This is a genomic window from Paenibacillus sp. J31P190, assembly GCF_059692075.1.
Map to the genome: position 1 here is coordinate 1 of NZ_JCAUAS010000015.1, position 24,294 is coordinate 24,294.

A 24,294-nucleotide genomic window follows, 5' to 3' on the forward strand; every position below is an offset into this window, starting at 1 on the left:
TTAAAACTTCAAAAGTAAGCGAGCTTGAGCTTCCCGAAAAACTTTGGAATGTCATTCAAGCTTCAGGTCCATGGTTTACAATCGAAGAATAACATTGTCGTATTGCTTGTCTCTCCGAGGAATTTCAAGGAAGCAGAATCAGCACTTCATTAAGCTAACGCAGAACGATAGTGAATGAGCTTGCCTTGCGGCAGCTCATTTTTTGTCTTTCAAGTGACGGTCGGCATAATTGATTAAAGTAAAACTTTAACTTGTACACTCTCCAAAACCACCATATGATTTAAGAAGATGAAATAGTAAAAGTTTACATTCCATTTAATTGTCGGGTCCAAGGGGAAATGAATAATGTTAGAAAAAGTAGATGTTAAAAGTATCATCGATACTCTTTATGAAGAAGGCAAAATTGATAACAATATTATTGCAACTAATATTAATACCGGATCTACTGATGGCATTGTTTATTTTCTTTCAGAACATAATGATGAACCAAAATACGTTCTGAAAATTGACCGTCCGCATCAAATTGCTTTGACCGAACAATTTCTTAGAACGTACCGGCACCTAGAGCTTTTTCCTGAAATTCTCTATACTGATCCTGCAAAAGCGTATATCGTGTATACATACATTACAGGTACAACTCATTATAATCGTGGATTAAAAATAAATTGGCTGACAATCTTAGTAAAAGAACTTTTCAATAATTACGAAAAATATGTACAAACGGACAATTGGGGAAGACTAGGATCACCGATTCAATCTTGGCGTGAGTGGAACTACCGCAGTTTGGTGGATACGAGAAAAGATTGGGGAAGCCAGTTATCCATTGAGGATTACAATCGAGTAGAATCAATATTTGAGAACATATCGAAAAATGAAGATCAAAAAGTAAGATATTTGCTACATGGGGATACAGGTGTGCATAATTTTGTTTTTAATGAACTCTCAGTGGTTGGTGTTATCGATCCCTCACCGATGATTGGTCCTATGCTATACGATTTCACTTATGCTTTTTGCTCTTCTCCAGACGATTTGAACCTAGAAACTTTAATGGCAGCCTTTGATTTGCTCCATCATGAGCCTATTGAAAGATCAATGTTGATTGAAGAAGTCATCTTTCAACTTTATTGTCGAATTGGAATCTGTATACGATTCCATCCGCATGATTTAGAGGATTACTTAAAAGCGTGGGAATATTGGAAGTCAGTGTAACGGAATGATACTAATGTGAAGGCAATCAATCAAGGACTATTGAGAATTGAAACGGGATCTGCACCTGCGGATCCCGTTTTAATTGTGATTTTGGAAGCATTACTTTGTCGTAAGTTATAATTTGAAGCATTTCCTTGCCGCCAGTACTGTTTAGTAGAAAATTCGACTACGCTCAACTAAACGGGCTGATTTCTTTAGCAAATAGCATCTTTTATGTGGTAAAATATGTAATTATATGTTGGAGGTGCCTGCGTTGCTGAATATTGAAGAACTCATTGAGTTTGTTAGCCCATTCTATACGAACAAAGACATCATGCATAATTTAAGTCATATTGATCGCGTTTTAAACTCTGCCCAAAATCTGCTAAAGCATTATCCCACACTAACCGACAATGAATTAATTACATACGGCTGTTACTTCCACGGTTTTATTTATATGCGTGAGGACCTAATTAAGAATTACTTGAAGAACCAAGGCTTAAGCAATGTACGTATCGAAAAAATTATTAAAGTATCTTGGGAATCACAAAAGGACGAGGTTCCAGAAACGCTGGAGGGTAAGCTATTACATGATGCCCATATGATTGAAGGCGGAAAAACGTACTTGATTGTAAAAACATTATGTACGGGTACAGCCAGGGGGCAAAGTTTAGAACAGACATTGAACTTTATAGAAAGTCACGTGCTTGGAAAAGGTGAATGTTATTTGCCGGAAGCACAAGCAGTTTATTCAGTTATGCAACAGTTTGCATGCACTTTTATTAATGATTTAAGAGAAGGCTTGCGACCAGCCTCATTACACTTTAACGGGAGAATATAGTTCAATTAAAAACAGGAGCAGAATACCTCGGCAGCTGCTCCCTGTTTCATTAAAGTAACGGGATAGTGGAGCAAGTTATTTAAATTTATGACACGGTTCCCATATGGTATTTAATGAATTACTACTTAAAGCATGGACTTCTTATCTAGGAGAGTGAGAATCAGTGATACATATTGGATTGGATTTTGATGATACTTTAATGGATACTAGGAAATCAATTGTAAATATTTATAATAAGCAACTTAATCGGAACATTATGTTCGATGAAGTTACTATTTATGAAATATCAGAACTATATGGGCAAAGTTTTAAAGATTTTCAAGAATTTTTTGTCAGTAATCAAGATGAATTACATCTCATTGAACCATATCCATTCCTACAAGAAACACTTTCTAGGTTCGCCAATGAAGTGAAATTTACAATTATGACTGGAAGACCAGTTGAATGGATGGAATCCGTTAATAAGTGGATTAAAGAAAATGATATTGTGATTGAATCATCGTTATGTGCATCACAATTCCCGAATGGGAAGATAGAATGTGCAAAATTAAACGGGGTATCACTTTTTATTGAAGACCATCCAGCTCATGCATTAGCGATAGCTGAAGGGGGAGTTAATGTACTGTTGATTGATAAGCCATATAATCAAGAGTGTCAGCACGAAAGGATTACAAGAGTGAGGGATTGGCAAGAGATTGGCAAAATCCTCGATGTTATTATATTTCGTTAAACTAATGAAGAACGATAGTTCATAAAAATAAACAACGAGGCTGCCACGAGTTCGATCGGCAGCCTCGTTAGGTTAACGGACAATTTGTGGGATAAATTGTTATGATATATTGTAAATACAAGCTTAATAAAGCGTGGGATTGAAATACTCATTAAGGAGCTAAAATGAAAAACGTTGAACTTTTTCTGAATCACATTGAAAAGGTTTTTGGTGACAATTATCAAATAAAGAGAATCGAATCAAAAGATGGCGGTACTCCTGTACATTTGTTCATATACAGGGATTTACCTGAAACTGGTTTGATGACTTTTATAACCTACGGACTCTCAGAAGTTGATCATTCTGAATGTATAAATGGAAAACCTGAATTGATTCTAACCTTGGAAACCAGTGATCTTTCCTGGGGTTATGCAATAGCAGGCTTAGTCGCTGAACGAAGAGGAATAAAGAGATTTTCATACGGGGATCTATTTACTTCTGATGAGCCGATAAGTGATGATTCTGAAATGGCTGGTTTCTTTGTTTTTTCACCTTCTGGACTTGATAAGGAATTACAGAAAATAGTTACAGAGGGCAAACCGATTTTCTTAGCGGGAATGTATCCAATTTATCGAGAAGAAGTTCAACTTTATAACCAAATCGGTCTCAAGGAATTCTGGTTTACGGAAGGCTTTGAATTATACAACCCAAGGCGAAAAAATTTAGCGGTATATGGTAAAATCAACTAAATTGGCTGTGTGAGTCATAACGGTTGAGGTGGAAATAATGGAGAACGAGGATAATAAGGTTGGCAGTTTACATTCTAATACAGATTTAATCTGGTGCTTAGTAGGAAATATTTTGGGTGAAGGATTATATTTTGATGGTAATAATGAGATTGAGTTTAAGGGCACCAGACAGTTTAAACCTAGAACTAAAGTATACTGTTCACCGTTTATTTGGGGTGACGGAGATGAAAGAATTAGAGTGATTGGTAGAGCGGGCGATACCAATAAATTCATTTGCTTAATAATGGAATCCAAATACATAACCAATTGGAGAAGGCAGAAAGTTTATACGCCCTACATACTGAGGAGAAACAGCAATGAAAGAGACCAATGGGACAATTCACAAGAATCAGCAAAAGTAATTGATGAAATGCTTACTTGGCTACCTGAAAGAACATTGAAAGCAACAACACATGATTAAACTAACGGAGAACTTTAGTTCAACAACATTTGATAAAAGGAGGCACTTGAATGCCACCATATTTTTCAGTTGAAGTGGGTTACTCTTATAAATCGTTAAACAAGAATTTTGTTGATCGAATTTGTTCACTCATCTTTACTAAATTCCCATTCAAGTATGGTTACTGGAATAGTGAAAGTAATTCTTTGCTCGAAATAATTGACTGGAATCAACAATTACTTGAGAAGAAGTTTATTCTTGGTTACGACGAGCACGTTAGTAATAATTACAAACAATTATTATTATCAAGTGAACTATATACTCATATGAGAATGTTTTGGGGCTACAGAAACGACAAAATTAGTTTATCTATAATAATATCGGAGTATGAGATCCTAGTTGATGAAGGTGAGTGGCAATTTAGGAAGGGGCAAATTAAGCCAATTATTAATTTATGTCAAGATCTCTGGGAACAAAGCCCGGTTGAAATAATTCAATCTTGCTTAGAGATGGATGGAGGCCCAATTAGTATTGGGAAGGTTCGAAATGGTGAATTACCTTCTATTAATCCAATAGCCATAATAAATCGGGATTTATTGAAAACAATCAATAATTTGAATAACTTTAAGCTCAATACAGAATTAAAAGAGATTGAAAATAATGGAATTATGATAATAGCTAATGAACTAATACATTTGTAGTTTGAATTTTAATGAAAGAATGGCTCCTACCTGAGTTGCCGTGGATTAGCAGTCAGTATAGAGCTAATTAGGTGCGATTCTCGAACTTTAATGATTACGCAGAACGATAGCTGAATAAAGACACAACGGCAGCCGGTCAGAACAATCGGCTGCCGTTTCCACGCTAACGGGCAGTTTAGCGTGGCGGCCAACCAACTAAGTGGTTGCTTACTCTCAATTGTTGGAAGGAAAGTTCTATTCTTTCGCGAATTCATTAGACATGCCGAAGTTACGAATTTCGCAAAAAAATCGCGGTAGAGCATTGGAAAGAGCATTTTAGTTTTCTATATCTTCATAGAAAGGTGATTACGCATGAACCAAAGACCGTCAGAAGAAGAATACGCCGGGGACGCCGGCGAGTATATCCGGTTGGTGCCGGAAGGCAACATCATCGACATTCTGCTCGCCCAGGAAAAGCAAATGACCGAGCTGCTGGCATCGTTGACCGAAAGCCAGAGCGCCTATCGGTATGCGGAAGGAAAATGGACGCTGAAAGAAGTCGTGGGCCACATCGCAGACAGTGAACGCGTCATGACCTACCGCCTGCTCCGATTTGCAAGAGGGGATCAGACACCTCTGCCCGGTTTCGACCAGGAATTGTTCATTCCTCCTTTCGGAAGCTGGACAACCGCGCAATTGGCCGAAGACTACCGGGCCGTACGGCAATCGACGATCACACTGCTGCGCGGGTTACCGACGGAGGCGTGGTCCCGCAAGGGCACAGCCAACAACGTAAGCATTACGGCGCGCGCCCTCGCTTACGGCATCGCAGGACACGAGCTTCATCACATGGGGATCATCCGAAATCGTTACTTGAGTTAGTCGTCCTTACTTTATGGAACCCTTCCCGCCCCGTTCATAGACTGATATGAAGAGAGGACAAGACGGGTTGAAAAAAACAGCAGCGATTGGTTGCTGACTGGAGTTTTGTCTAAAAATGAATAGCAAATAATAATCTCAAACAAGAAAAAGTCATTCAGCTAACGGAAACGATAGTTCAATAAAACAGCGGCAGTCTAGGACTTTATTTTCTCGTCCATGGCTGCCGCTGCTTCTTTTATTGGGGTCAGTTTAATACTTATTTTACGAAGTCTGACGAGATTGAAGAAAAGACGCGTGGGATAAACTCATCCAGTCTAATACTTTATTTTCTTTCAACACCAACTTAGGCAGTTTCGATGACACCCCATAAAGGGTTTTATGAAATAGACGTGCAAACCCGCTACTATAGGAGTGGGATGTTGAAGGTAAGAAGCCCTGACTTCAACTTGTGCTAGCAAGTAAGTGGGGGGAGGTTCACTATGATCGAAGTGTTGGTTATTGTATTATGGATAATAGAACGACTTGCATCAATAGGATGTAGAAGCCTTTATGGAATTCAAGGTGTTAGATGGCAAGTTCACTCGTTAAATAGGAGGATTACATGGCCTGGAGCAAATTGAAGCAACTTCTGGAGAGCTTTCTCTGTCCTGCGCTATATGGAAGGTTCGAATACCGCGCAACCAGCTACCGTTATTTACCTGATAAAGCAGGACTTTGTTATATTGCGGTAGATAAAAAGAACGTACTCAATATGAGTGATAAAACTACCTTAATCAGATGGTATCATACGGAGCTGGAAATAAAGAATGATCCAGATATCCAAATTCCTATCAACAATGAAGAAATTGAAGCTGTCAGAAAAGATACCAAGGGAATAGTTCCGGAGGATCGTCTCAAAGTAATTGCAAGAAATAGAAAAATATCAGAATATGCAAAGGAGCTTTTATCAGAACAGTCAGCATTAAGTAAATCAAATTTTATTGTTGTAGCAAATAAGTTTTTATCTATTTCTATAGAGGAAAGCCTAGAGAGCAATGATATCATATTGAATATTTTAGCTTTGGTGGACAGAAGAGTTGGAAAAAAGCGAATTTTAAACATGACCGAGAAGATGAAGTTAAAGCATCCAATTGTGCAGTATTTTTATGAGCTACGGCTTAGCACGTTATGAAAGTTAATAAATAGTGTTTACTTTCAAAATGCCACAGTTACATGGCTGGAATTTAATATTTATAGGACTAGAATATGTTAATACCGAATAGTGAATTATGATATATTTTTGTTTTTTCGATGTAGTAGCGTTTAGGGGGTTGGGGGAAAACCGGCGGGCTACGGCAAAACGACTCTACTAAGTGAATCATACAAGTGAATACACACATGGGGAGAGCGGGTCATTTCAATCCTTTTTTGAGTTTGACGCGGAAAGGCGTAGTTGTCGGAAGTCAAAATCATTGTTACATTAAAAGTCGCTTAAATAGTGGTTTTTTTTAGTTATGTAATAAAGTTCTCGTCATTCCGGGGAACAACGACGAACAACAATTATTATAACTAGAATATTGAATCTTCTGAGATGTAAGCCGGAAACGAAACATCTTATAAAGCTAATGGTTTTAGAGATCGGGTGACTTGTGTGTCGGGTGACAAGAACAATATCTCATTAAAAGTCGCATAAATTGCGGCTTTTTTATTTTATGGGATAAGGTTCTGGTCAAAACCAAATGACAAGAACTTTATCCCATTCCCGATTTTGACAAGAACTTTATCTCATTCCCGACAGATGGTTGGGAGTGAATGAAGTGGATATAGAATTACCTGGAAAGGATACCTATGATTAAGCGGGCAGCATAGTTGAGTAATGGAAATGCTAATATTGGATAAAATACCATAAAATTAAACCTTAATAAATATCTAACGTCTAACGTCTATACTGTCATGAGTGTCTAAAGTAAAGATAGGGGTTTTTATGATATCATCTAAATTAAAGTTATTTCTAATTCTGAATGTTATGCTATTCCTAATTGGTGCCTGTAATAATGGCAATAAGGAGAGCACTGTTAATGAATTCTCAATCTATTTGGTTAAAGACTTATCTACAACTGAAGCCAAAAGTAAAAAGCTTGATGATCTTCCATTAGAAACTATACCTGTGCTTACCGACAAGGAAATTAGAACATACAATTGGATAGAACATGAATTCACAATGAAGGAAGGCATTAGTTTAGAGGAAAAATTAGAAGGAAAAGTACCAGGAAGTGGTAACCCTTTTGTTGTAGTTGTGGGTAATGAAAGAATATATCTAGGGAGTTTTTGGTCCTATTTATCTTCTTTATATAATCCTGATATTCCAACGATCTCTTCTGGGTGGCATAAAGGAAGTGATAACGATATGTACAAAATACAATACGGAAAAAATCAGGATCCTAGAGACGAAACTAAAATATTTGAGGCTTTAAAAGGATTAGGGAAAGTTATTAATTTTTAATTCTTCTAGGGAGTGCTGAGTATTAGTTGCATAAGCATATTTTTAGGAAGTATACGTCACTAACGGAGAACGATAATTAAATATTTGAAAGGCTGCCGCGTGTCAGCCCTTCACTCCGCTAACTGACAGTATAGTTTAGTTATAAACGTACTTTCCAAAAAAGTGTGTGGTAAACTGTTCGAAGCACGACACTTGAGGGGGATTAAAGAAACTATGGAAGACTCTGTAGTTATACAAGCAGAACGAATTGCAGGTGATTTTCTTCTGGAACAAGTAAAAACTTCATATCAGATCATAGGTAAAGGCATCACAAATCAAGTTTGCGTAGTTGAGACGGAGAGTCGCAAAGTTGTTGTCCGCATGAACGATAAAGATACATTTCCAAGCTTTATCAAAGAAAAATGGTGTATCGAGCAAGCAGCCGCAGTTGGCGTTCCTGGACCTTAGGTGTTGTCCATTGGTATAGTTGATGAAAGCGCATATATGATTCAAGCCTTTATTGAGGGAGACAACGGGTTAGACAGTACTGTTCCCAAGTCCGATGTTTGGAGGAAACTGGGCGAATATGCCAGCTTATTCATGCGATTCAAGTGAAGGGATATGGAGGGAATCTGATTGATCCAGTCCATGGTGATTTTCAGTCACCTTCTCATGCCGGATCAGACGGCAGTTGGCAAGGGTATGTGCAGTATAATATCAATAGTTTGGCTGAGCATGATCGCTTGATTGAGCTTGGAGTAATCACTCAGATGGAATCGCAGAGAGTAAGAAAACTGTTTGAAAATTTGAAGAGTGAACCTTTCCGCTTCGGTTTAAACCATGGAGATATCTCTTTAAAGAATACGATTGTCAATCAGGCAAACCAAGTTATATTGCTGGATTGGAATGCAGAAGTAAGCGTGGTACCGCATGCAACTGTTGCTCAGTTGATGCATTACCAAATCCTAGGACTAGAAGAAAGCGCAAGTGTTGAGGAATTCAAAGCGTTTATGGATGGGTACGGAATAAGTGAAAAAGACCTTTCTGAAACGAGGCATTTGCTACTATTAAGGGCTTTAGATAATCTCAGGTGGGCTATTGATCGGAGTCCTTGCTCGTATTCTTTTTTTAAAAAGAAAATGGAAGGTCCGACAAACGAGAGTTCAATAACAAACCATAGCATAGATCTGTTTTATTGACATGTGTATAAAATACGGGTTTTGTGAATATGTATACGCAAACATGTCAGCAAGCACTATCACCGGGCAGGATTTCATGCTCGTTGAAACTGATTTTAGAATAGCCGCCCTTCTCGAAATGGTAACCACCAGCCATTTACATCCCACCTGTTTGTTTATTCAATAGATCATGATAGATATAGTCGGATAGTGGTGTATACAAAATAGTGTACATACTTTCAACAGTTGGCCATTTTTCCCCAAAATATGGAGCAAAATAACCCCCAATAAAACAACATAATACAAACATCCAAATGGCATCAGATACTGATGACTTTTTGAGTAAATGGATTAATAAAACAATTCCATAAATGAGAGAACCAATCATAAAAAAACTATTTACCATTAATGCCCTCCTCCAATGGACGTGGTCATACCCGCTTTGTCAATTATAACTGAGGCGTGAATTTCAATAGGTACTGTAGGATATATATTTTCCCACTCCTTTTGGATGGTTTTCCATCCAGTTGGCTGATGTTGGATCAAAATATCTGAAAATCCAAGTATATCTACTTTCAAATCCCTTTGAAAATGATCCATGCTATTCTTTGATGCTTATTCCATATGCTCAGTAGCGGCTTCCTCCATCTGCTTAATGACTTTCGAATTTGTAACGTCTACATTCTGATTCACACTTTCGACCGTTACGTTAAATTTCATAATAACGTTCATAACTGGCATACCATTTCTAAATGTCCTTGATCTTTATTCGCTGATAAATCCAAGTTAATTTTACGGATGATTTGTTCATTTAATCTTTTTTCATCCACGAGGATCGTTAAATATACGATGAATGCTCCACAGTTCAAATCCGAATGGATAAGGTTTCTAACGATTAGTAATTCATTCTCGGAGTAACATTGCTGAAGTTTCTCTAAGTTCATAGCCGCAGATGATGTCACCGGTACTTGGTTCAATTCTATTGTCCCTTCTCCCTTAGATCACATGAACATTGGATAATTATCCAAAAATTAGTGTTTCCTGTAGTATTAGCAATAGTACCCCGAAGTATGTTCCATGTTTATTCATAACTCAAAGTTTATTTTTTTGTATGCCAATTAAAATAGGCGACCTCCTCTCGATTGTATCTCGAGAAGTGATCGCCTGTGCTACTGCTTGTATGTCAATTAGGAAAAGTGTTTACCCGCTGTAATGGTTGTTCCCCAATCACCAATGTTGTGTAGAAACCAAGTTCTCTTCCTAACAAAAGTTCTGCTGCTCTTGTGTAGGGACTTTGACGGTAAGATTTGGATGCCTCATCCTAATTCAGTTATACCTTCTACTCTGCAGCTTGGAAGTTGTTCAAACGCCAATCACTAAGTGAATCAACAGGTTACTAAATTTAAGTACTATTATGTCGACTCCCCCAAAGCCACCTAGGATTGGATCATCATCTCTGCGCAAATCACGTTGTTGACACATAGTATCGGTATTATATTTAGTCACAAAGCCATTCCAGACACATAGAAATTGTCTCTGAAGATTTCCCGCGAGTTAATCAGCAAACTACAGTTTGACTCTTCTTCATAAGCAATACACCTCGTACATCAATAATACGCTATACCGCGCGGCACAAATTAGCTGACTTATTTGTTCCATTATCAACTTCTTAATTGGAAGACATCTTTAACAGCTATTTTTTAGCCTCCGTTATCTTGTTACCATGTCTAGTGAATATGGTTTGTTCTGAAATCGAAATGACTGACTTACAGAATTGCTTTCTACTTGTAATCTACCTTACTGAACGATTGTTAAGAGAGTTACTATATAGAAGCGCGAAGGAAACATAAGAATTTAATGGGGAATTATTAAAATCAGCGGATTGTGAACTGACTAACATTTTTCATTCATTTAGTTAATATCACAAAAAAAAGCTCAAGGAGGTGTTTATATCATGTATTACGAAGAAGATCGCGAACCGTATGACGAAGATAAGGATGAAAACTAACCCGACATCCGCAAATAGTAAAATTCCGACTACAAATAACCTCGGTTCACTCTTAAAACCAACAGCAAACCTTTACAACTCCAAAAAATCAGTTCTTAACCGCATACCACAACTGCGTGTCAAGAACTGATTTTAATCTATACAGGACCCCCGCAGGAAAGTTTCAACGAAGGATTCGTGAAGATTTTAAACAATTCTTCGTACCATTCTTTATCATATTAATTCGATTTCAAACAAGAAGTGTTTTCATTTATTCTCTACTAGGAAAACATTCAAACGAAATGAGTAAGTAAACAACATACTACACTGTCTTGTGCGTATTAAATAGAAATTAGTTCATCACGTGTCATGGATGTTTGTTGCCAATATTCCTGCCAGTTAGTTGAGCGGATAAGTATATCATTGACGGCAATCGGAATTTCTCGAGGTATTCGCCCGAAAATCGAACTCCCAATAAAGTAGGTGAGCATGTTATTGATTAAATACTGGGTTCATTCGGTAGTGGGTAGCCAAACCAAAAGAAAACCTGAAAGAAGATTTCTTTCAGGGCAAGATTTTTATGTTATTGAAGGAGAGCGGTTGAATGGTCTTTATATTTATATGCTCTGCCTGTAGAAGCTATTGTTCATAAAGTGTGTTCGAAAGACCTAATTCCCCCATATGTCCTTCACCATATTTAACAATAATATTTCTGGTACACGTTGGTGAGTTGAATCCATTTTAATGAAGATCGAGCTCAACGAAACACGTGACTACAATCGTTTGAATAAAAGTAATCACTTAAGTGGCTATTATTTATATCTATTTGTTATTTGTTATTTGTTATATTCGTTATTTCCGATCCATTGGAAATGAAAACTTCCCTTTTTATCAAGCCGCTCGAACGTATGAGCCCCAAAATAGTCTCTTTGTGCCTGAAGTAAATTTGCCGGAAGTCTCTCTGTGCGATAGCTATCATAATATGCTAAAGCGGAAGCAAAACCTGGAACCGGAATCCCTCTCGCTACGGCAACCGAAATCACTTTTCTCCAAGCTTCTTGATAGTTTTTCACGATTCCACCGAAATATTCGTCTAACAACAAGTTTTTAAGAGCAGGGTCTCTGTCATAAGCATCTTTAATATTTTGCAAAAATCTTGCACGGATAATACATCCACCACGGAAAATCATCGCAATGCTGCCATAATTCAAATCCCATTTGTATTCATCGGAAGCAGCTCTCATTTGCGCAAATCCTTGCGCATAAGAAGCAATTTTACTGGTGTACAAAGCTTTGCGAACGGCTTCGATAAATTCCTTAGGATCTCCATCATAGCTGGATGCCGCTGGGCCAGTCAGGCGTTTGCTCGCAGCTACACGTTCTTCTTTCATAGCCGAGATGAAACGTGCGAACACGGATTCGGTAATGATAGACAAGGGTACGCCTAAATCTAAAGCACTTTGACTTGTCCATTTTCCGGTTCCTTTTTGTCCTGCCGAATCGAGAATGACATCTACCATCGGTTTTCCTGTTTCCGGATCCGTCTTCGCGAAAATATCAGCCGTGATTTCGATCAGATAACTATCCAACTCGCCATTATTCCATTCGGAGAAAATCTCATGCAGTTCGGTTGTATTTAAGTTCAGTACATCTTTTAACAAGTGATAGGCTTCCCCAATAAGCTGCATATCACCGTATTCGATACCGTTGTGTACCATTTTGACATAATGTCCAGCGCCATCTGCTCCGATATAAGTTGAGCACGGATCGCCGTTCACTTTTGCCGAAATAGCAGTCAAGATGGGCTCGACCAGTTCATAAGCGTCTTTTTGCCCCCCTGGCATAATCGAAGGACCGTTCAAGGCTCCCTCTTCCCCGCCTGATACGCCAGCACCGATAAAGCGGAATCCTTTCGCTTGCAAATCTTTATTTCTTCTTTGCGTATCAGGGAAAAAGGCGTTGCCACCGTCGATCAATATATCTCCTTGACTCAGATAAGGTACAAGCTGATCAATCGTATCGTCTGTCGGTTTGCCCGCTTTTACCATGATGAGTATTTTACGCGGTGTCTCTAACGATTGGACAAATTCTTCGATACTAAACGTACCGACAAAATTCTTTCCTTGCGCCTCCGCAATCAGCTCATTCGTTTTCTCTGGTGAACGATTATAAACAGCTACCGAGAAGCCTTTACTTTCAATATTCAATGCTAAGTTTTTACCCATTACGGCAAGACCAACTACACCAATTTGGTGTTTTTTCATTGTCGTTACCTCCCAGTTATTTACCAGATGTATGTGTTAAACGTTGGATAAGCTCATCTTTATGTGCTTCAAATCCAGGCTTTCCGAGCAGTGCAAACATGTTAGTTTTGTAAGCTTCCACGCCTGGCTGATCGAATGGGTTCACCCCTAGCAGAATGCCACTGATGGCACAGGCTTTCTCGAAGAAATACACCATTTCACCGTACGTAAATTCGTTTAGAGCATCTATCTCTACAATCAGATTAGGCACGCCTCCGTCAACATGCGCAAGTCTTGTGCCTTCAGCTGCTTTTTTGTTGACTTCATCCATTGTCATACCGGCAACAAAATTCAGTCCATCCAAATTGCTTGAGTCCTCTTGAATGGTCCACTCAACTCGCGGCTTTCTCACCAAAAGCATAGTCTCGATGAGATCGCGCCGGCCTTCCTGAACATACTGTCCCATCGAATGCAAATCAGTCGAGAAATCCACAGATGCCGGATATAACCCCTTCTGGTCTTTACCCTCACTTTCACCGAATAACTGCTTCCACCACTCGGATACATAGTGCAAAGAGGGTTCAAAATTAGCCAACAATTCAATGGTTTTTCCTTTGCGGTAAAGAGCATTCCGAACAGCGGCATATTGATAGCTCTCATTGGTAGATAGATCGGCATTATTGTATTTCTCGGCGGCGGTTGCGGCGCCTGCCATCATTTGATCGATGTTGATCCCCGCGGCAGCAATGGGAAGCAGCCCTACTGCTGTAAGCACGGAATAGCGTCCGCCTACATCATCAGGAATAACAAAGGTTTCATAACCTTCTTCATCGGCAAGTTTTTTTAATGCACCTTTCGATTTATCAGTGGTTACATAAATACGTTTATTGGCTTCTTCTTTTCCATATTTCTTCTCCATATATTCGCGCAAAATACGAAATGCGATGGCCGGTTCCGTCGTTGTCCCCGACTTGGAAATGACATTCAAAGAAACATCCTTGTCTGCCAGCATTTCTAATAAATCAGAGATGTAAGTTGAACTAATGTTTTGCCCAGCAAAATACACTTGGGTATTCCCCTTCATCTGATTATGAAACGAATGGGATAGCGCTTCGATGGCAGATCTGGCTCCTAAATAGGAGCCTCCGATCCCTATGACAATCAATGCATCAGAGTTGCCACGGATTCTTTGAGCAGCATCCTTGATTCTCCAAAATTCTTCCTTATCATACTGAAGAGGTAAGTCCACCCAACCTAGATAATCGGAGCCAGGTCCCTTCTTCTCATGCAGCATTTCGTGGGCTGTTTTTACGAAATCCTTAAAATAATCGACTTCATGCTCTTGCATGAAAGGTAACGCATTGGAATAATCAAATTTAATAGCCATGTTTCTTCGTCCCCCAAATCATCTTATGTCCACTCAGTACTCAGTTTTTAACAGCTTTTTTCCAATCTGCCGCGAATTTCTCAAGCCCTTGATCCGTTAATGGATGTTTTGAAATTTGTTCAATTACACTGAAAGGTACCGTTGCGATATGCGCTCCTGCCATGGCTACGCGTGTGACATGATCAGGATGACGGACAGACGCGGCAATGATTTGGGCATCTAGATTGTGGACTCGGAATAGCTCAGCAATCTTGACTACTAATTGTACGCCGTCTTCCGATATATCATCGAGTCGACCTAAGAATGGGGAAACATAAGTGGCGCCTGCCCGCGCAGCAAGCAAGGCTTGATTCACGGTAAAGATCAAGGTCACGTTCGTTTTAACACCTTTCTTAGTTAAGTAACGGCATGCTTCTAATCCATCCAATGTCATTGGCAACTTAATTGTAATGTTTTTATCGTTATTATTAATTTTGATAAGTTCTTCCGCTTGAGCAATCATTTCCTCAGCTGTAACTGCATCCGGCGTAACTTCGGCGGAAACGGATTCGACGTCAGGAACCAATTTCAAAATCTCTTCAATGCGATCCTCAAATCTCACACCTTCTTTGGCCACCAGGGATGGATTCGTCGTTACTCCTGCTAGAACACCCACTTTATAAGCTTTTTTGATATCCACTACATTCGCGCTGTCGATGAAAAGTTTCATTTTAAATTACCTCCATAAATTTAATTTAGTTTTAGAATTACGATTCAGGTCATTCTTTACAATTTACAAAGATGATCCGAGTAGATCCTTTGATATTCGGACGACATTTTCTACGGAGAAACCGAAATATGCCATGACTTCAGGTCCTGCCCCCGATGCCCCAAATGTATTTATAGCGATCATTTGGCCTTGCGTACCTACATAGCGTTCCCAACCCATTGAAATTCCAGCTTCAATTGATAGGCGTTTAGTTACGGAAGAAGGAAGAACGGTTTCTTTATAGGTGGCTGGCTGCTGGTTAAATAGTTCCATACTAGGCATGGCAACGACTCTGACAGATACATGATCCTTCTCTAACTCACTTTTCGCATTCACAGCCAGGGAAACTTCTGAGCCGGTTGCGATGAGAATAAGATTCGGATGCGCATCAGTTTCTGTAAAGATATACGCTCCCTTCTTCACTTCTTCTAGATTTTCTTTCGTCGCATTGTAAACCGGAAGGTTTTGTCTACTTAGGACAAGTGCTACAGGCCCATTCTTGTTTTGCAATGCATAGGCCCAAGCACTTGCTGTCTCGTTAGCGTCACTTGGCCGAATAACGGTTAGGCCCGGAATTGTCCTAAGTGCAGCCAAGTGCTCGACTGGTTCATGCGTCGGGCCATCTTCACCGACAGCAATCGAATCATGCGTGAAGACATAAATGACTGGAAGTTTCTGCAACGCAGCCAAGCGAATCGATGGTCGCAAATAATCGCTAAAGACGAAGAAAGTACTTACAAATGGGATAACTCCTCCATGTAAAGCCATACCGTTGCCCGCTGCACCCATTGCGTGCTCACGTACGCCGAAATACACATTTCGTCCTTCATAGGATTCCACACCGAAGATTTTTTCTCCATTTATATCCGTCATCGTGGAATGTGATAAATCGGCGCTACCTCCGAATAAGGAAGGCACACGTTTCATGAAATGATTGATCGCGTTCCCGCTAGCTACACGAGTGGAAACGGCTTTCGAATCATCGAACGTCAGTATGTCGGACGCTTCGATCAGAACCTTACCATGTATAGCATTCTCAAATTCAAGGCTAAGCTCTGGATAAGACGTTTTATAAGAAACTAACAATTGATTCCATTCTTCTTCCTTGGCTTGTCCGAGAAGTTTCAAATTTTCAAAGTGAGCTTTCACGTCCTCCGGCACCGTAAATTCATCATGCTCCCAGCCATAGAATGCCTTCGTCGCTTGGGCTTCTTCCAAGCCAAGTGGGTTACCATGTGCTTTATTCGTTCCTGCAACCTTGGGACTTCCGTACCCAATAATCGTCCTTATTTCGATTAAGGTAGGCCGCGTGGCATCTTTCTTAGCTAAATCGATCGCTTTCGTAATTTCAGCGATGTCATTGCCATCCTTAACTCTTAAGTATTGCCAATTCGCAGACTCTGCTCGTAACTTTGCGTTATCTGAATAGGAGACGTTCAATGCTCCGTCTAGAGAAATATCATTGGAATCGTACAAAACGATCAATTTATCCAGCTTCATATGGCCAGCCATCGACATTGCTTCATATGAGATACCTTCCATCAGGTCGCCGTCCCCAACAAGTGCATACGTATAATGATCAACAACCGGGAAAGTATCTTTGTTAAATTTCGAAGCCAAATGAGCTTCAGCCATCGCCATCCCAACAGCCATCGCAATTCCTTGTCCTAGAGGCCCCGTTGTCGCGTCGACGCCATCTGTATGACCATATTCCGGATGGCCTGGCGTTTTGCTTTCAAGTTGACGAAATTGTTTTAGATCATCCATGGACACTTTATAACCAAACAAATGCAACATACTATAGAGTAGCGCAGAGCCATGTCCCGCGGACAAAACGAAGCGGTCGCGATTAAACCATTTGGCGTGTGCGGGATTATGCTTCAGATGTTTTGCCCATAACGTGTAGGCCATCGGGGCAGCTCCCATTGGCAAGCCAGGATGTCCCGAATTCGCCTTATTGATTGCATCAATAGATAAAGTGCGAATCGTGTCCACTGATAATTGATCAAGTGTTGTATTCATAAGTATAGATCTCTCCTTTTGTTTCATTATTTTTCGATACGTTTTTGGAATCTAACCACCAATGGGAGCCGTCTTTTTCAAGCAATGTATCGGATGCATGAGGACCATACGTTCCTGCTGGATAGATTTGAAGCGGTATTAGGTTATCTCTATAAGCGTCTAATATTGGCTGTACCCATTCCCATGACAATTCCACTTCATCCCAATGTGCAAAGTACGTTTTGTCACCTGTTAACGCATCGTGGATGAGTATTTCATAAGCATCCTTCGCACCGTCGTTCATGATGCTAAGTTGGCTTCGAACAGGTAAGTCTTCATCTGAATGCTCCTTACTTATCTGACTTTTTTGATAGAAAATGCCTTCATTGGGACCAATCTCTATGATCAAAAGATCTTTTAAGGGACCTTCAGATTTAAACTCGATTACGATTCTTGTGGCTTTCTCTTTCAGTCGCTTTCCTGTTCGAATAAAGATGGGAGTGTCCTTCCAGAACGGGTCATTGATTTGTAGTCTGGCGGCAATGAAAGTATCATTTTGAGAGTCAAAATCTATTCCCGGCTCATTTGAATAACCGACAACTTTCTCTCCTTTTATCTCCCCTGCCCCATATTGACCACGAACAATATGGTCAGAAACATCCATTTTGTTAAGCGGCTCTATTGACTTCATGATCTTCTTTTTAAACTTTCCAACGTCTTCTACCGAGCTTCGGTTTGGCAACTCGATCGTTAACATCATAAGTAATTGAAGCATATGATTTTGGAACATATCGCGGATGGCGCCTGCATGATCATAGTATCCAGCTCTTTCCTCCACACCAAGTGTTTCGTTTGCCGAAATTTGTACACTGGCAATTTTTCGTGTCTTCAAATCTTGCTTTGTTAGAGCAGTGTGAAGAAGATGCCCCATTTGCTGGACCATAGGTTTACCTAAGTAGTGATCAATACGATATATTTCAGTCTCATTGAATGCTTGGTTCAACTTGTGATTCAATTGTCTTGCAGATAACAAGTCTCGGCCAAATGGCTTCTCAATGACTAGACGCTTCCAGCCATTCGCTGAACCAAGGCCGCTCTCATGAATATTGGCCGCGATCGTTTCAAAAAACTCAGGTCCTACAGACAAATAAAACATACGGTTCGGGGTAATGTTAAGCTCCGCTTCCCGCTCTTCAACTAATCTTAGTAGTTTCGAGTAATCTTCTTTGCGGTCAACATCGAGTACATGATAACGGAATGCACGCAAGAATTTTTTCATTACATCGGCATCTTTCACTTCATTTGGGGAGAAAGTAATAAGAGATTTCTCTACATTTGCCTGAAATGATTCATGAGATACTTCTTTTCTTCCAAGCCCAATCAAAGAAAAGTTTGGAGGTAATTTCTGATCGATGAACAATTGGTATAAGGCAGGGTAAATTTTTCTTTTGGCTAAATCCCCTGTAGCTCCAAATAAAACAAACGTTGCTGGCTCCAATTTAATCTCTCCTTCGCTGGTTCTTTTATCAAAGCTCTACTATAATGTTTCTTATTCCCATTAAATCTATCTAGGAGCTGTAAGCCAAATTTTATGAACAATAATTACGAATTATATAAAGTGTTTTATTGGGCAGCGAAGACCGGCAGTTTGACTCAGGCTGCCAAAGTCTTGTACCTCACCCAACCGAGCGTCAGCCACGCCATCAAACAACTGGAAGACAGCTTTGGTATTACCTTGTTTAATCGTAATTCCAAAGGCGTTATCCTCACTCAAGAAGGTGAAGTTCTTTATTCCTATATAGAAAAGTCCCAACTCTTAATCTCTCTGGCTGAAAAACAAATGGCTGCCCTTAAAAATCTAGACAGTGGTGAACTGCGAATCGGCGGAAGTGATTCACTGTTCAAGCATTACATTCTTCAATACTTGGAAAACTTTCATAAACAGTATCCAGGTATCCGACTTCATCTTAATCACGGAACAACCCCAGAGATCATTGCTCTTTTAAAAGAAGGAGAAATTGATTTGGGCGTTGTTCGTATGCCGATCTCAGATTCTCAACTTGAAGTAAGGGAAAGCTTTCAACTTCAAGATTGCTTTGTAGCAGGATCGCTTTATTCCGAGCTTCAAGGTGTTGTTCTATCCTTGGATATGTTGCTTCAATACCCAATTATTCTATTCTCTCGAAATAGCCGGGCACGAATGGCTATTACGGAACTATTTCAAAGCTATGGTCATCACCTCAAACCCGAAATCGAAGTTGGAAGTGTGGATCTTCTCATTGAGTTAGCGCGGAAAGGACTCGGAATCTCTTACGTGACCAGGGAATTCGTATCGAAAGAGCTGGAAGAAGGAACACTCTTCGAGATTCAATTAGATGTGCCAATACCTCCGTCACAAGTAGGAATTATGATTATGCGCAACATGCCGATTTCCAATGCAGTTAACAAGTTTATTGAAATGGTTCAATAGATCAATGAAAATATCAAGCTGATATTCCTGATAACCAACCAACCGCATTGTGTATATCCTCAAATTCATGGTAGCGTAATTTAGTTGACTCTTTTCCAATCGCTTGACTTATGTCGTTGCTAGGAAGTGAATTCTCTGGCGCAATAGTAGCTGTATATTGAATACCTGCATTTAAAAGTTTTGGAAGCCACTCTTCAGAAAACCATTTTTTGTCATCTGACAATACTAGTCTAGGACTTTTATCAAACAATACTTTTTTTGCATTTTTTAAAATTGCCAGTTCAATTACTTTATTTAGGGGCAATCGGAACTCCTCATTCCTAACTAAAGAATTCCAACGAATGACAACAGCTTCAATCACATCATCCCAAAAAATATGAGCATTTTCAGAAAAGTAATAGTGCCTCAATTTAATCTCTCCTTTCACATATCTCCAATTAATACTTGGATGTAAATTAAACTTGTGATTCTTAAACGCTTGTATTTTTGCGTGCTATCCATAGATCAACTATAATACGAAATTCAGCTATACATGTAATTAATATATTTAACAATGCTCATAGACCATATGAATGGGTATATCCGTGCACTTAATGAAATTGTAATAGTACAAGTTGCAACAAAAGACCGCCAATCAAACTGGCGGCAGAAATCATCATTGATGTTGTAATGTCAATAAAAATAGGCGACCTCCTCTCGATTGTATTTCGAGAAGTGATCGCCTGTGCTACTGCTTATAGATCAAATTAGGAAAAGTGTTTACCTGCTGTAATGGTAGTTCCCCATTCGCCCAATGTTGTATAGAAACCAAGTTCTCTTCCTAATAAAAATTCGGCTGCTCTCGTGTAGGGACCTTGACGGTAAGATTTGGATTCTTCTTCTGCTAACCAAGTCTCTTTAGAGCAGTTCCAGATCTCATAAAATACAACTTCGTCAGGATTATCCACATTTTCATGAACAATTCCATTTACAAAAGTCGGCTCCTTTGACATCGTGTCAAACAAGGGTTTCAAGTTATCAAAGAAAGCCTGCTTGTCTGAATTAGGCTTTAGTTGAAAGCGTGCAATAATTACTGTCTGTTCTGTCGTATTCATTCGAAAAACTCCTTTTAAGTACCATTTTTCCGGTGCATTTCAAATCCATGATCCAGTTTCGCGCCATCTGGTGGAGAGCCGCCTTGGATCCTCCGTATACGCTAAATCCTGGATCCCCAATCATTTAGATTAATCAAGTCTTAAATTAACGAGGCCGATTTGTGGACATAATATTCACTCCTTTATTTTCAGAAGCATCTTACTTTTTATTTGTTTGCTTCTCACAAAACTCATTATGGAGCACAAGTGCCCAATTGAACAGTACGTACTTTTAAGTTATATAGTAACCAAAAAGATATAATTTTATCTTTCAAGGGGGGATTTGCTACTAATCCACGTGTAAAATTTCAAACTCATCTTGAGCAAATGCTTTTTGTGCATAATCAGCCCCCCAATGACAAAGTGCTCTTAAAACAGATTCAAGGGATTGACCAAGCTCTGTAATTGAGTACTCTACTCTTGGAGGTACTTGATTATACGTTTTTCTGTGTATGAGTCCACTTGTTTCTAATTCTCTTAGGGTTTGAATCAGCATTTTTTGAGTAATACTAGGCATCAGCCTCTTTAATTCACTCGTCCGTTTTGTACCTTTTATTAAATAGTACAATATAAGTCCCTTCCACTTCCCACCAAGTACCTCCAATGTAACTTCAAGGTCACAGTAATATGTTTTCATATTGGCATACATCTCCCGAGTTCATTTATTACTTACAAGTAACTATGTAACAATAAAGTGCATACTTTATTTATTTCTACATTTGATTCATAATATCGTTTATTAGTTTGTAAAATAACTCTCATCATTTATATTGAAGTGCAAAAAATATGGAAATGGGTGGTACAATGATTCAAGTATTTGAAGCTTCATCCCGGCACAATGCGGACTTTGGGTGGTTAAAAAGCAGTTTGAGTTTCTCTTTTGCAGATTACTATGATCCCAAAACAACGAGTTTTGGACCTATGCGGGTATTGAACGATGATTTAGTTTTGGCTCATCGTGGTTTTGGTATGCATCCACACCAAGATATGGAAATTGTTTCAATTGTTCTGGATGGTCAGTTAGAACACAAAGACAGTACTGGACATTCTGCGGTGACTACGTTTGGAGGCGTGCAGAGAATGACAGCTGGAACGGGTATTGTACATTCTGAGATGAATCCAGGAGAAGCTACAGTAAATTTCCTGCAATTATGGTTTGATCCAGAGGCACAAGGCCTAGAACCTTCCTATCAAACCACTCAGTTTGATCCTTTACTTATGAGAAATACACTATTACCAATCGTATCGAAAAATTCAAATGCAAATGTATCCCATATAAATCAAGATCTAACTATTTATTTTTCAGATCTGGAAACGGGGAAATCCTTAAATTTTGAACAGACAGATGGCCGACGTATTTTTATATTTGTCGTAGAAGGATCCATTCAACTAGATGGTGATAATTATCTAAAAAGACGAGACACAGCTCGAATAACAAATATGACTTCGCTCCAACTTACTGCAATTGAGCCTACGAGGTTTTTACTGATTGATCTTCCTTAATAACAGTAAGCCGGTGTCTGAGAATATCAGGCATCGGCTTTTTGTTTACTATTCCACAAATTTTTTATAAGCCAACGAACAGGCCATTGGAATCTAGCTTAAACGGAATAATCAGAGGGTACATATTCAATTTTGGATTCGGCCGTTATTGTTAACATTAGGGTTTTTTCATCAAATTGTAAGCGTCCATTTTTTAAATAAAACCATATCTTTTTCGTAGGCTGATCATCAAATTGCTGAAATATAAACAAATTCAATTCTTCTTTCCATGCCAGTATTTCTTTAATATTCACTTCTGGCGTTAGTTGGATTTGTATTTTCCAATGTTCGTGTTCGCCTTCCGGAATGATTGTATATTCCTTTTGATTTTTAGTTTGAATAAAAGTTCTTCCACCTACCGCATGCTTTAATACAAGTTCCTCTCTCATTTCCATCCCCCGTTTGTTATTCTGGAAGGTCGATTAACATAAAAAACGTAACTTCCTCAGCTTTTAGATTAAGATCAGTGACAGATTCAATTCGTGCCGTATCTCCACTGTGTAACTTCTTATCATTAACAACTAATTGTCCTTCAATAATGAATAAAAATACTTTTCTGTTTACACTATGAAATAAGACATGGTTCCCTTTTCCGACTTGGCTTAAGTAGATCGAAAGATCTTGATGTATCTTAGCAGTATTGTTTATGCCATCTGGCGTTACAATGGCATGTAATGTATTTTGAATATTAGCAGTTTCATACTTGCTCGTCTCATAGGAAGGTTGAAGGCCAATCTGATTGGGCATAAACCAAAGCTGTAGAAACCTTGTTGACTCCTTATCCGATGCATTGTACTCCGCATGGATGATGCCTGAGCCACCACTCATCCTCTGTACTTCTCCGACACTAGTTATCTCGGTATTACCCAAATTATCTTCATGTCTTACTGCGCCTCTCAAGACAATAGTGACAATCTCCATATCACTGTGAGGATGTGCACCAAAGCCTCTTCCTGGCGCAACCTCGTCTTCATTACAGACTCGCATAACACCAAAAGCTGTATTTGATGGGTCAAAATACGAACCGAACGAAAAATTCAGCTTACTAGTAAGCCACTCATTTTGGACTTGAAAACGAGATTCTGATGGAAAAACATTAATCATAAGACTTCATCCCTTTTCTATTTTTCTTCATATATACAGTTTTTTAGAATACACAGCGGAACATCTTAGTATGCACAAGCTCTTCACCCACAAACGATATTATGAATTAAAAGTGACATTAATAGAAGTACCCACTTTTTAGTTATATAGTAACTAAAAAGTAATAATTGCAGTTAAAAGGAGAAGTAGTCGACTTAACGAACCACTCCTCCTTATTATTTTGGCACAATTTAATTTAATGTATCTAGATACTGACGAACTTGTGCTGGCGTTTTGGCGAGCTTACTGTGCAAATGTGCGATTTTCTCACCATTTTTGTAAACTAATAAACTAGGGATACCACGTACATCATTTTCTTCCGCTATGGGTTGAAACTTTTCAGCATCGATCGCATAAAAATCCTTATCCGTTTGCTCTTCAATAATATCACCAATAAATCGATCCAAGTTCTTACAATCTGGACACCAAGTCGTATCAAATTTCAAAACAGTGTATGTTTCTCTTGCAATTAGATCTTGATATTGTTCTTTTGTTTCAATTCTATCCATGATC

At 39.1% G+C, this 24,294-nt stretch carries 28 protein-coding genes and 1 pseudogene; 13 read left to right on the forward strand and 16 right to left on the reverse strand.

Going from position 1 to position 24,294, the window contains the following annotated elements; translation table 11 throughout:
• Positions 1-345: 345 nt before the first annotated feature.
• From AC58U0_RS23290 to AC58U0_RS23340, 11 genes are all read left to right on the forward strand, one after another.
• Positions 346-1,209: a phosphotransferase gene (locus tag AC58U0_RS23290; protein WP_497381337.1), complete on the forward strand. Its 864-nt coding sequence runs from the start codon at positions 346-348 to the stop codon at positions 1,207-1,209.
• A 253-nt stretch (positions 1,210-1,462) separates the two neighbouring features.
• Positions 1,463-2,029: a hypothetical protein gene (locus tag AC58U0_RS23295; protein WP_497381338.1), complete on the forward strand. Its 567-nt coding sequence runs from the start codon at positions 1,463-1,465 to the stop codon at positions 2,027-2,029.
• Positions 2,030-2,192: 163 nt separating this feature from the next.
• Complete coding sequence (locus tag AC58U0_RS23300; RefSeq protein WP_497381339.1) at positions 2,193-2,759, forward strand: 5' nucleotidase, NT5C type; 567 nt, start codon at positions 2,193-2,195, stop codon at positions 2,757-2,759.
• 164 nt (positions 2,760-2,923) lie between these two features.
• Positions 2,924-3,487: a suppressor of fused domain protein gene (locus tag AC58U0_RS23305; protein ID WP_497381340.1), complete on the forward strand. Its 564-nt coding sequence runs from the start codon at positions 2,924-2,926 to the stop codon at positions 3,485-3,487.
• Positions 3,488-3,524: 37 nt separating this feature from the next.
• The gene (locus AC58U0_RS23310; RefSeq protein ID WP_497381341.1) at positions 3,525-3,947 is read left to right on the forward strand and encodes a hypothetical protein; all 423 of its coding nucleotides are present in this window, start codon (positions 3,525-3,527) and stop codon (positions 3,945-3,947) included.
• A gap of 50 nt (positions 3,948-3,997) precedes the next feature.
• Positions 3,998-4,627, forward strand: coding sequence for a hypothetical protein (locus AC58U0_RS23315; protein WP_497381342.1), 630 nt, complete (start codon positions 3,998-4,000; stop codon positions 4,625-4,627).
• 351 nt (positions 4,628-4,978) lie between these two features.
• On the forward strand, positions 4,979-5,488 hold the full coding sequence (locus AC58U0_RS23320; RefSeq protein WP_497381343.1) for a DinB family protein: 510 nt from the start codon (positions 4,979-4,981) through the stop codon (positions 5,486-5,488).
• A gap of 601 nt (positions 5,489-6,089) precedes the next feature.
• The gene (locus AC58U0_RS23325) at positions 6,090-6,659 is read left to right on the forward strand and encodes an SF0329 family protein (protein ID WP_497381344.1); all 570 of its coding nucleotides are present in this window, start codon (positions 6,090-6,092) and stop codon (positions 6,657-6,659) included.
• A 792-nt stretch (positions 6,660-7,451) separates the two neighbouring features.
• Entirely contained in the window at positions 7,452-7,970 is a 519-nt protein-coding gene (locus AC58U0_RS23330; RefSeq protein WP_497381345.1) for a hypothetical protein, read from the forward strand.
• A 213-nt stretch (positions 7,971-8,183) separates the two neighbouring features.
• Positions 8,184-8,417: a hypothetical protein gene (locus AC58U0_RS23335; protein WP_497381346.1), complete on the forward strand. Its 234-nt coding sequence runs from the start codon at positions 8,184-8,186 to the stop codon at positions 8,415-8,417.
• Between the two features lie 98 nt (positions 8,418-8,515).
• Entirely contained in the window at positions 8,516-9,148 is a 633-nt protein-coding gene (locus AC58U0_RS23340) for a hypothetical protein (protein ID WP_497381347.1), read from the forward strand.
• Between the two features lie 136 nt (positions 9,149-9,284).
• On the opposite strand, the gene AC58U0_RS23345 is transcribed toward AC58U0_RS23340, so the two are convergent.
• The 9 genes from AC58U0_RS23345 to zwf form a co-directional block, all read right to left on the reverse strand.
• A complete protein-coding gene (locus AC58U0_RS23345) occupies positions 9,285-9,533 on the reverse strand; it encodes a hypothetical protein (protein ID WP_326062101.1) in 249 nt (82 codons plus the stop codon).
• A complete protein-coding gene (locus tag AC58U0_RS23350; protein ID WP_497381348.1) occupies positions 9,533-9,727 on the reverse strand; it encodes a Ger(x)C family spore germination C-terminal domain-containing protein in 195 nt (64 codons plus the stop codon). The genes AC58U0_RS23345 and AC58U0_RS23350 overlap by 1 nt, the downstream gene beginning before the upstream one ends.
• A gap of 15 nt (positions 9,728-9,742) precedes the next feature.
• The gene (locus AC58U0_RS23355; protein WP_497381349.1) at positions 9,743-9,868 is read right to left on the reverse strand and encodes a hypothetical protein; all 126 of its coding nucleotides are present in this window, start codon (positions 9,866-9,868) and stop codon (positions 9,743-9,745) included.
• The gene (locus AC58U0_RS23360; protein WP_497381350.1) at positions 9,856-10,104 is read right to left on the reverse strand and encodes a hypothetical protein; all 249 of its coding nucleotides are present in this window, start codon (positions 10,102-10,104) and stop codon (positions 9,856-9,858) included. Before AC58U0_RS23360 ends, AC58U0_RS23355 begins: the two co-directional genes overlap by 13 nt.
• 1,846 nt (positions 10,105-11,950) lie before the next feature.
• Positions 11,951-13,378: an NADP-dependent phosphogluconate dehydrogenase gene (gene gnd / locus AC58U0_RS23365; RefSeq protein WP_497381351.1), complete on the reverse strand. Its 1,428-nt coding sequence runs from the start codon at positions 13,376-13,378 to the stop codon at positions 11,951-11,953.
• Between the two features lie 16 nt (positions 13,379-13,394).
• Positions 13,395-14,744 carry a glucose-6-phosphate isomerase gene (locus AC58U0_RS23370; RefSeq protein WP_497381352.1) on the reverse strand — a complete coding sequence of 450 codons (1,350 nt, stop codon included), beginning with the start codon at positions 14,742-14,744 and terminating at the stop codon, positions 13,395-13,397.
• Positions 14,745-14,784: 40 nt separating this feature from the next.
• Positions 14,785-15,453, reverse strand: coding sequence for a fructose-6-phosphate aldolase (fsa, locus tag AC58U0_RS23375; RefSeq protein ID WP_497381353.1), 669 nt, complete (start codon positions 15,451-15,453; stop codon positions 14,785-14,787).
• 63 nt (positions 15,454-15,516) lie between these two features.
• Positions 15,517-17,514, reverse strand: a complete 1,998-nt coding sequence (gene tkt / locus AC58U0_RS23380; RefSeq protein ID WP_497381354.1) for a transketolase — start codon at positions 17,512-17,514, stop codon at positions 15,517-15,519.
• On the reverse strand, positions 17,498-18,991 hold the full coding sequence (gene zwf / locus AC58U0_RS23385) for a glucose-6-phosphate dehydrogenase (RefSeq protein WP_497381355.1): 1,494 nt from the start codon (positions 18,989-18,991) through the stop codon (positions 17,498-17,500). The genes tkt and zwf overlap by 17 nt, the downstream gene beginning before the upstream one ends.
• 93 nt (positions 18,992-19,084) lie before the next feature.
• Between zwf and AC58U0_RS23390 the strand changes: the two genes are divergently transcribed.
• On the forward strand, positions 19,085-19,963 hold the full coding sequence (locus AC58U0_RS23390) for a LysR family transcriptional regulator (protein WP_497381356.1): 879 nt from the start codon (positions 19,085-19,087) through the stop codon (positions 19,961-19,963).
• A 13-nt stretch (positions 19,964-19,976) separates the two neighbouring features.
• Here AC58U0_RS23390 and AC58U0_RS23395 read toward each other — a convergent pair whose 3' ends face one another.
• From AC58U0_RS23395 to AC58U0_RS23410, 4 genes and pseudogenes are all read right to left on the reverse strand, one after another.
• Positions 19,977-20,372 carry a hypothetical protein gene (locus AC58U0_RS23395; protein WP_497381357.1) on the reverse strand — a complete coding sequence of 132 codons (396 nt, stop codon included), beginning with the start codon at positions 20,370-20,372 and terminating at the stop codon, positions 19,977-19,979.
• Positions 20,373-20,709: 337 nt separating this feature from the next.
• On the reverse strand, positions 20,710-21,057 hold the full coding sequence (locus tag AC58U0_RS23400; RefSeq protein WP_497381358.1) for a putative quinol monooxygenase: 348 nt from the start codon (positions 21,055-21,057) through the stop codon (positions 20,710-20,712).
• Between the two features lie 31 nt (positions 21,058-21,088).
• Positions 21,089-21,178: pseudogene (locus tag AC58U0_RS23405) on the reverse strand (oxidoreductase); the annotation flags it as partial.
• Positions 21,179-21,385: 207 nt separating this feature from the next.
• Positions 21,386-21,733 (reverse strand): winged helix-turn-helix transcriptional regulator, encoded by a 348-nt coding sequence (locus AC58U0_RS23410; protein WP_497381359.1) that lies wholly within the window; start codon positions 21,731-21,733, stop codon positions 21,386-21,388.
• Between the two features lie 167 nt (positions 21,734-21,900).
• Between AC58U0_RS23410 and AC58U0_RS23415 the strand changes: the two genes are divergently transcribed.
• Entirely contained in the window at positions 21,901-22,599 is a 699-nt protein-coding gene (locus AC58U0_RS23415; RefSeq protein WP_497381360.1) for a pirin family protein, read from the forward strand.
• 98 nt (positions 22,600-22,697) lie between these two features.
• On the opposite strand, the gene AC58U0_RS23420 is transcribed toward AC58U0_RS23415, so the two are convergent.
• The 3 genes from AC58U0_RS23420 to AC58U0_RS23430 all read right to left on the reverse strand — a co-directional run bounded on the left by AC58U0_RS23420 (position 22,698) and on the right by AC58U0_RS23430 (position 24,290).
• Entirely contained in the window at positions 22,698-23,027 is a 330-nt protein-coding gene (locus tag AC58U0_RS23420) for a hypothetical protein (protein ID WP_497381361.1), read from the reverse strand.
• Positions 23,028-23,043: 16 nt separating this feature from the next.
• On the reverse strand, positions 23,044-23,742 hold the full coding sequence (locus AC58U0_RS23425; protein ID WP_497381362.1) for a pirin family protein: 699 nt from the start codon (positions 23,740-23,742) through the stop codon (positions 23,044-23,046).
• A 230-nt stretch (positions 23,743-23,972) separates the two neighbouring features.
• A complete protein-coding gene (locus AC58U0_RS23430) occupies positions 23,973-24,290 on the reverse strand; it encodes a thioredoxin family protein (RefSeq protein WP_497381363.1) in 318 nt (105 codons plus the stop codon).
• Positions 24,291-24,294: the final 4 nt, after the last annotated feature.

Excerpts from the sequence above, each read along its gene's own strand:
- AC58U0_RS23355 (WP_497381349.1), bottom strand. The coding sequence starts at position 9,868 with ATGCCAGTTATGAACGTTATTATGAAATTTAACGTAACGGTCGAAAGT.
- AC58U0_RS23410 (WP_497381359.1), bottom strand. The coding sequence starts at position 21,733 with ATGAAAACATATTACTGTGACCTTGAAGTTACATTGGAGGTACTTGGT.
- AC58U0_RS23425 (WP_497381362.1), bottom strand. The coding sequence starts at position 23,742 with ATGATTAATGTTTTTCCATCAGAATCTCGTTTTCAAGTCCAAAATGAG.
- AC58U0_RS23400 (WP_497381358.1), bottom strand. The coding sequence starts at position 21,057 with ATGAATACGACAGAACAGACAGTAATTATTGCACGCTTTCAACTAAAG.
- AC58U0_RS23290 (WP_497381337.1), top strand. The coding sequence starts at position 346 with ATGTTAGAAAAAGTAGATGTTAAAAGTATCATCGATACTCTTTATGAA.
- AC58U0_RS23350 (WP_497381348.1), bottom strand. The coding sequence starts at position 9,727 with ATGGATCATTTTCAAAGGGATTTGAAAGTAGATATACTTGGATTTTCA.
- AC58U0_RS23320 (WP_497381343.1), top strand. The coding sequence starts at position 4,979 with ATGAACCAAAGACCGTCAGAAGAAGAATACGCCGGGGACGCCGGCGAG.
- AC58U0_RS23325 (WP_497381344.1), top strand. The coding sequence starts at position 6,090 with ATGGCCTGGAGCAAATTGAAGCAACTTCTGGAGAGCTTTCTCTGTCCT.
- AC58U0_RS23335 (WP_497381346.1), top strand. The coding sequence starts at position 8,184 with ATGGAAGACTCTGTAGTTATACAAGCAGAACGAATTGCAGGTGATTTT.
- AC58U0_RS23420 (WP_497381361.1), bottom strand. The coding sequence starts at position 23,027 with ATGAGAGAGGAACTTGTATTAAAGCATGCGGTAGGTGGAAGAACTTTT.
- gnd (WP_497381351.1), bottom strand. The coding sequence starts at position 13,378 with ATGAAAAAACACCAAATTGGTGTAGTTGGTCTTGCCGTAATGGGTAAA.
- AC58U0_RS23315 (WP_497381342.1), top strand. The coding sequence starts at position 3,998 with ATGCCACCATATTTTTCAGTTGAAGTGGGTTACTCTTATAAATCGTTA.
- AC58U0_RS23305 (WP_497381340.1), top strand. The coding sequence starts at position 2,924 with ATGAAAAACGTTGAACTTTTTCTGAATCACATTGAAAAGGTTTTTGGT.
- AC58U0_RS23390 (WP_497381356.1), top strand. The coding sequence starts at position 19,085 with ATGAACAATAATTACGAATTATATAAAGTGTTTTATTGGGCAGCGAAG.
- AC58U0_RS23370 (WP_497381352.1), bottom strand. The coding sequence starts at position 14,744 with ATGGCTATTAAATTTGATTATTCCAATGCGTTACCTTTCATGCAAGAG.
- AC58U0_RS23345 (WP_326062101.1), bottom strand. The coding sequence starts at position 9,533 with ATGGTAAATAGTTTTTTTATGATTGGTTCTCTCATTTATGGAATTGTT.
- fsa (WP_497381353.1), bottom strand. The coding sequence starts at position 15,453 with ATGAAACTTTTCATCGACAGCGCGAATGTAGTGGATATCAAAAAAGCT.
- AC58U0_RS23310 (WP_497381341.1), top strand. The coding sequence starts at position 3,525 with ATGGAGAACGAGGATAATAAGGTTGGCAGTTTACATTCTAATACAGAT.
- AC58U0_RS23415 (WP_497381360.1), top strand. The coding sequence starts at position 21,901 with ATGATTCAAGTATTTGAAGCTTCATCCCGGCACAATGCGGACTTTGGG.
- AC58U0_RS23330 (WP_497381345.1), top strand. The coding sequence starts at position 7,452 with ATGATATCATCTAAATTAAAGTTATTTCTAATTCTGAATGTTATGCTA.
- tkt (WP_497381354.1), bottom strand. The coding sequence starts at position 17,514 with ATGAATACAACACTTGATCAATTATCAGTGGACACGATTCGCACTTTA.
- AC58U0_RS23430 (WP_497381363.1), bottom strand. The coding sequence starts at position 24,290 with ATGGATAGAATTGAAACAAAAGAACAATATCAAGATCTAATTGCAAGA.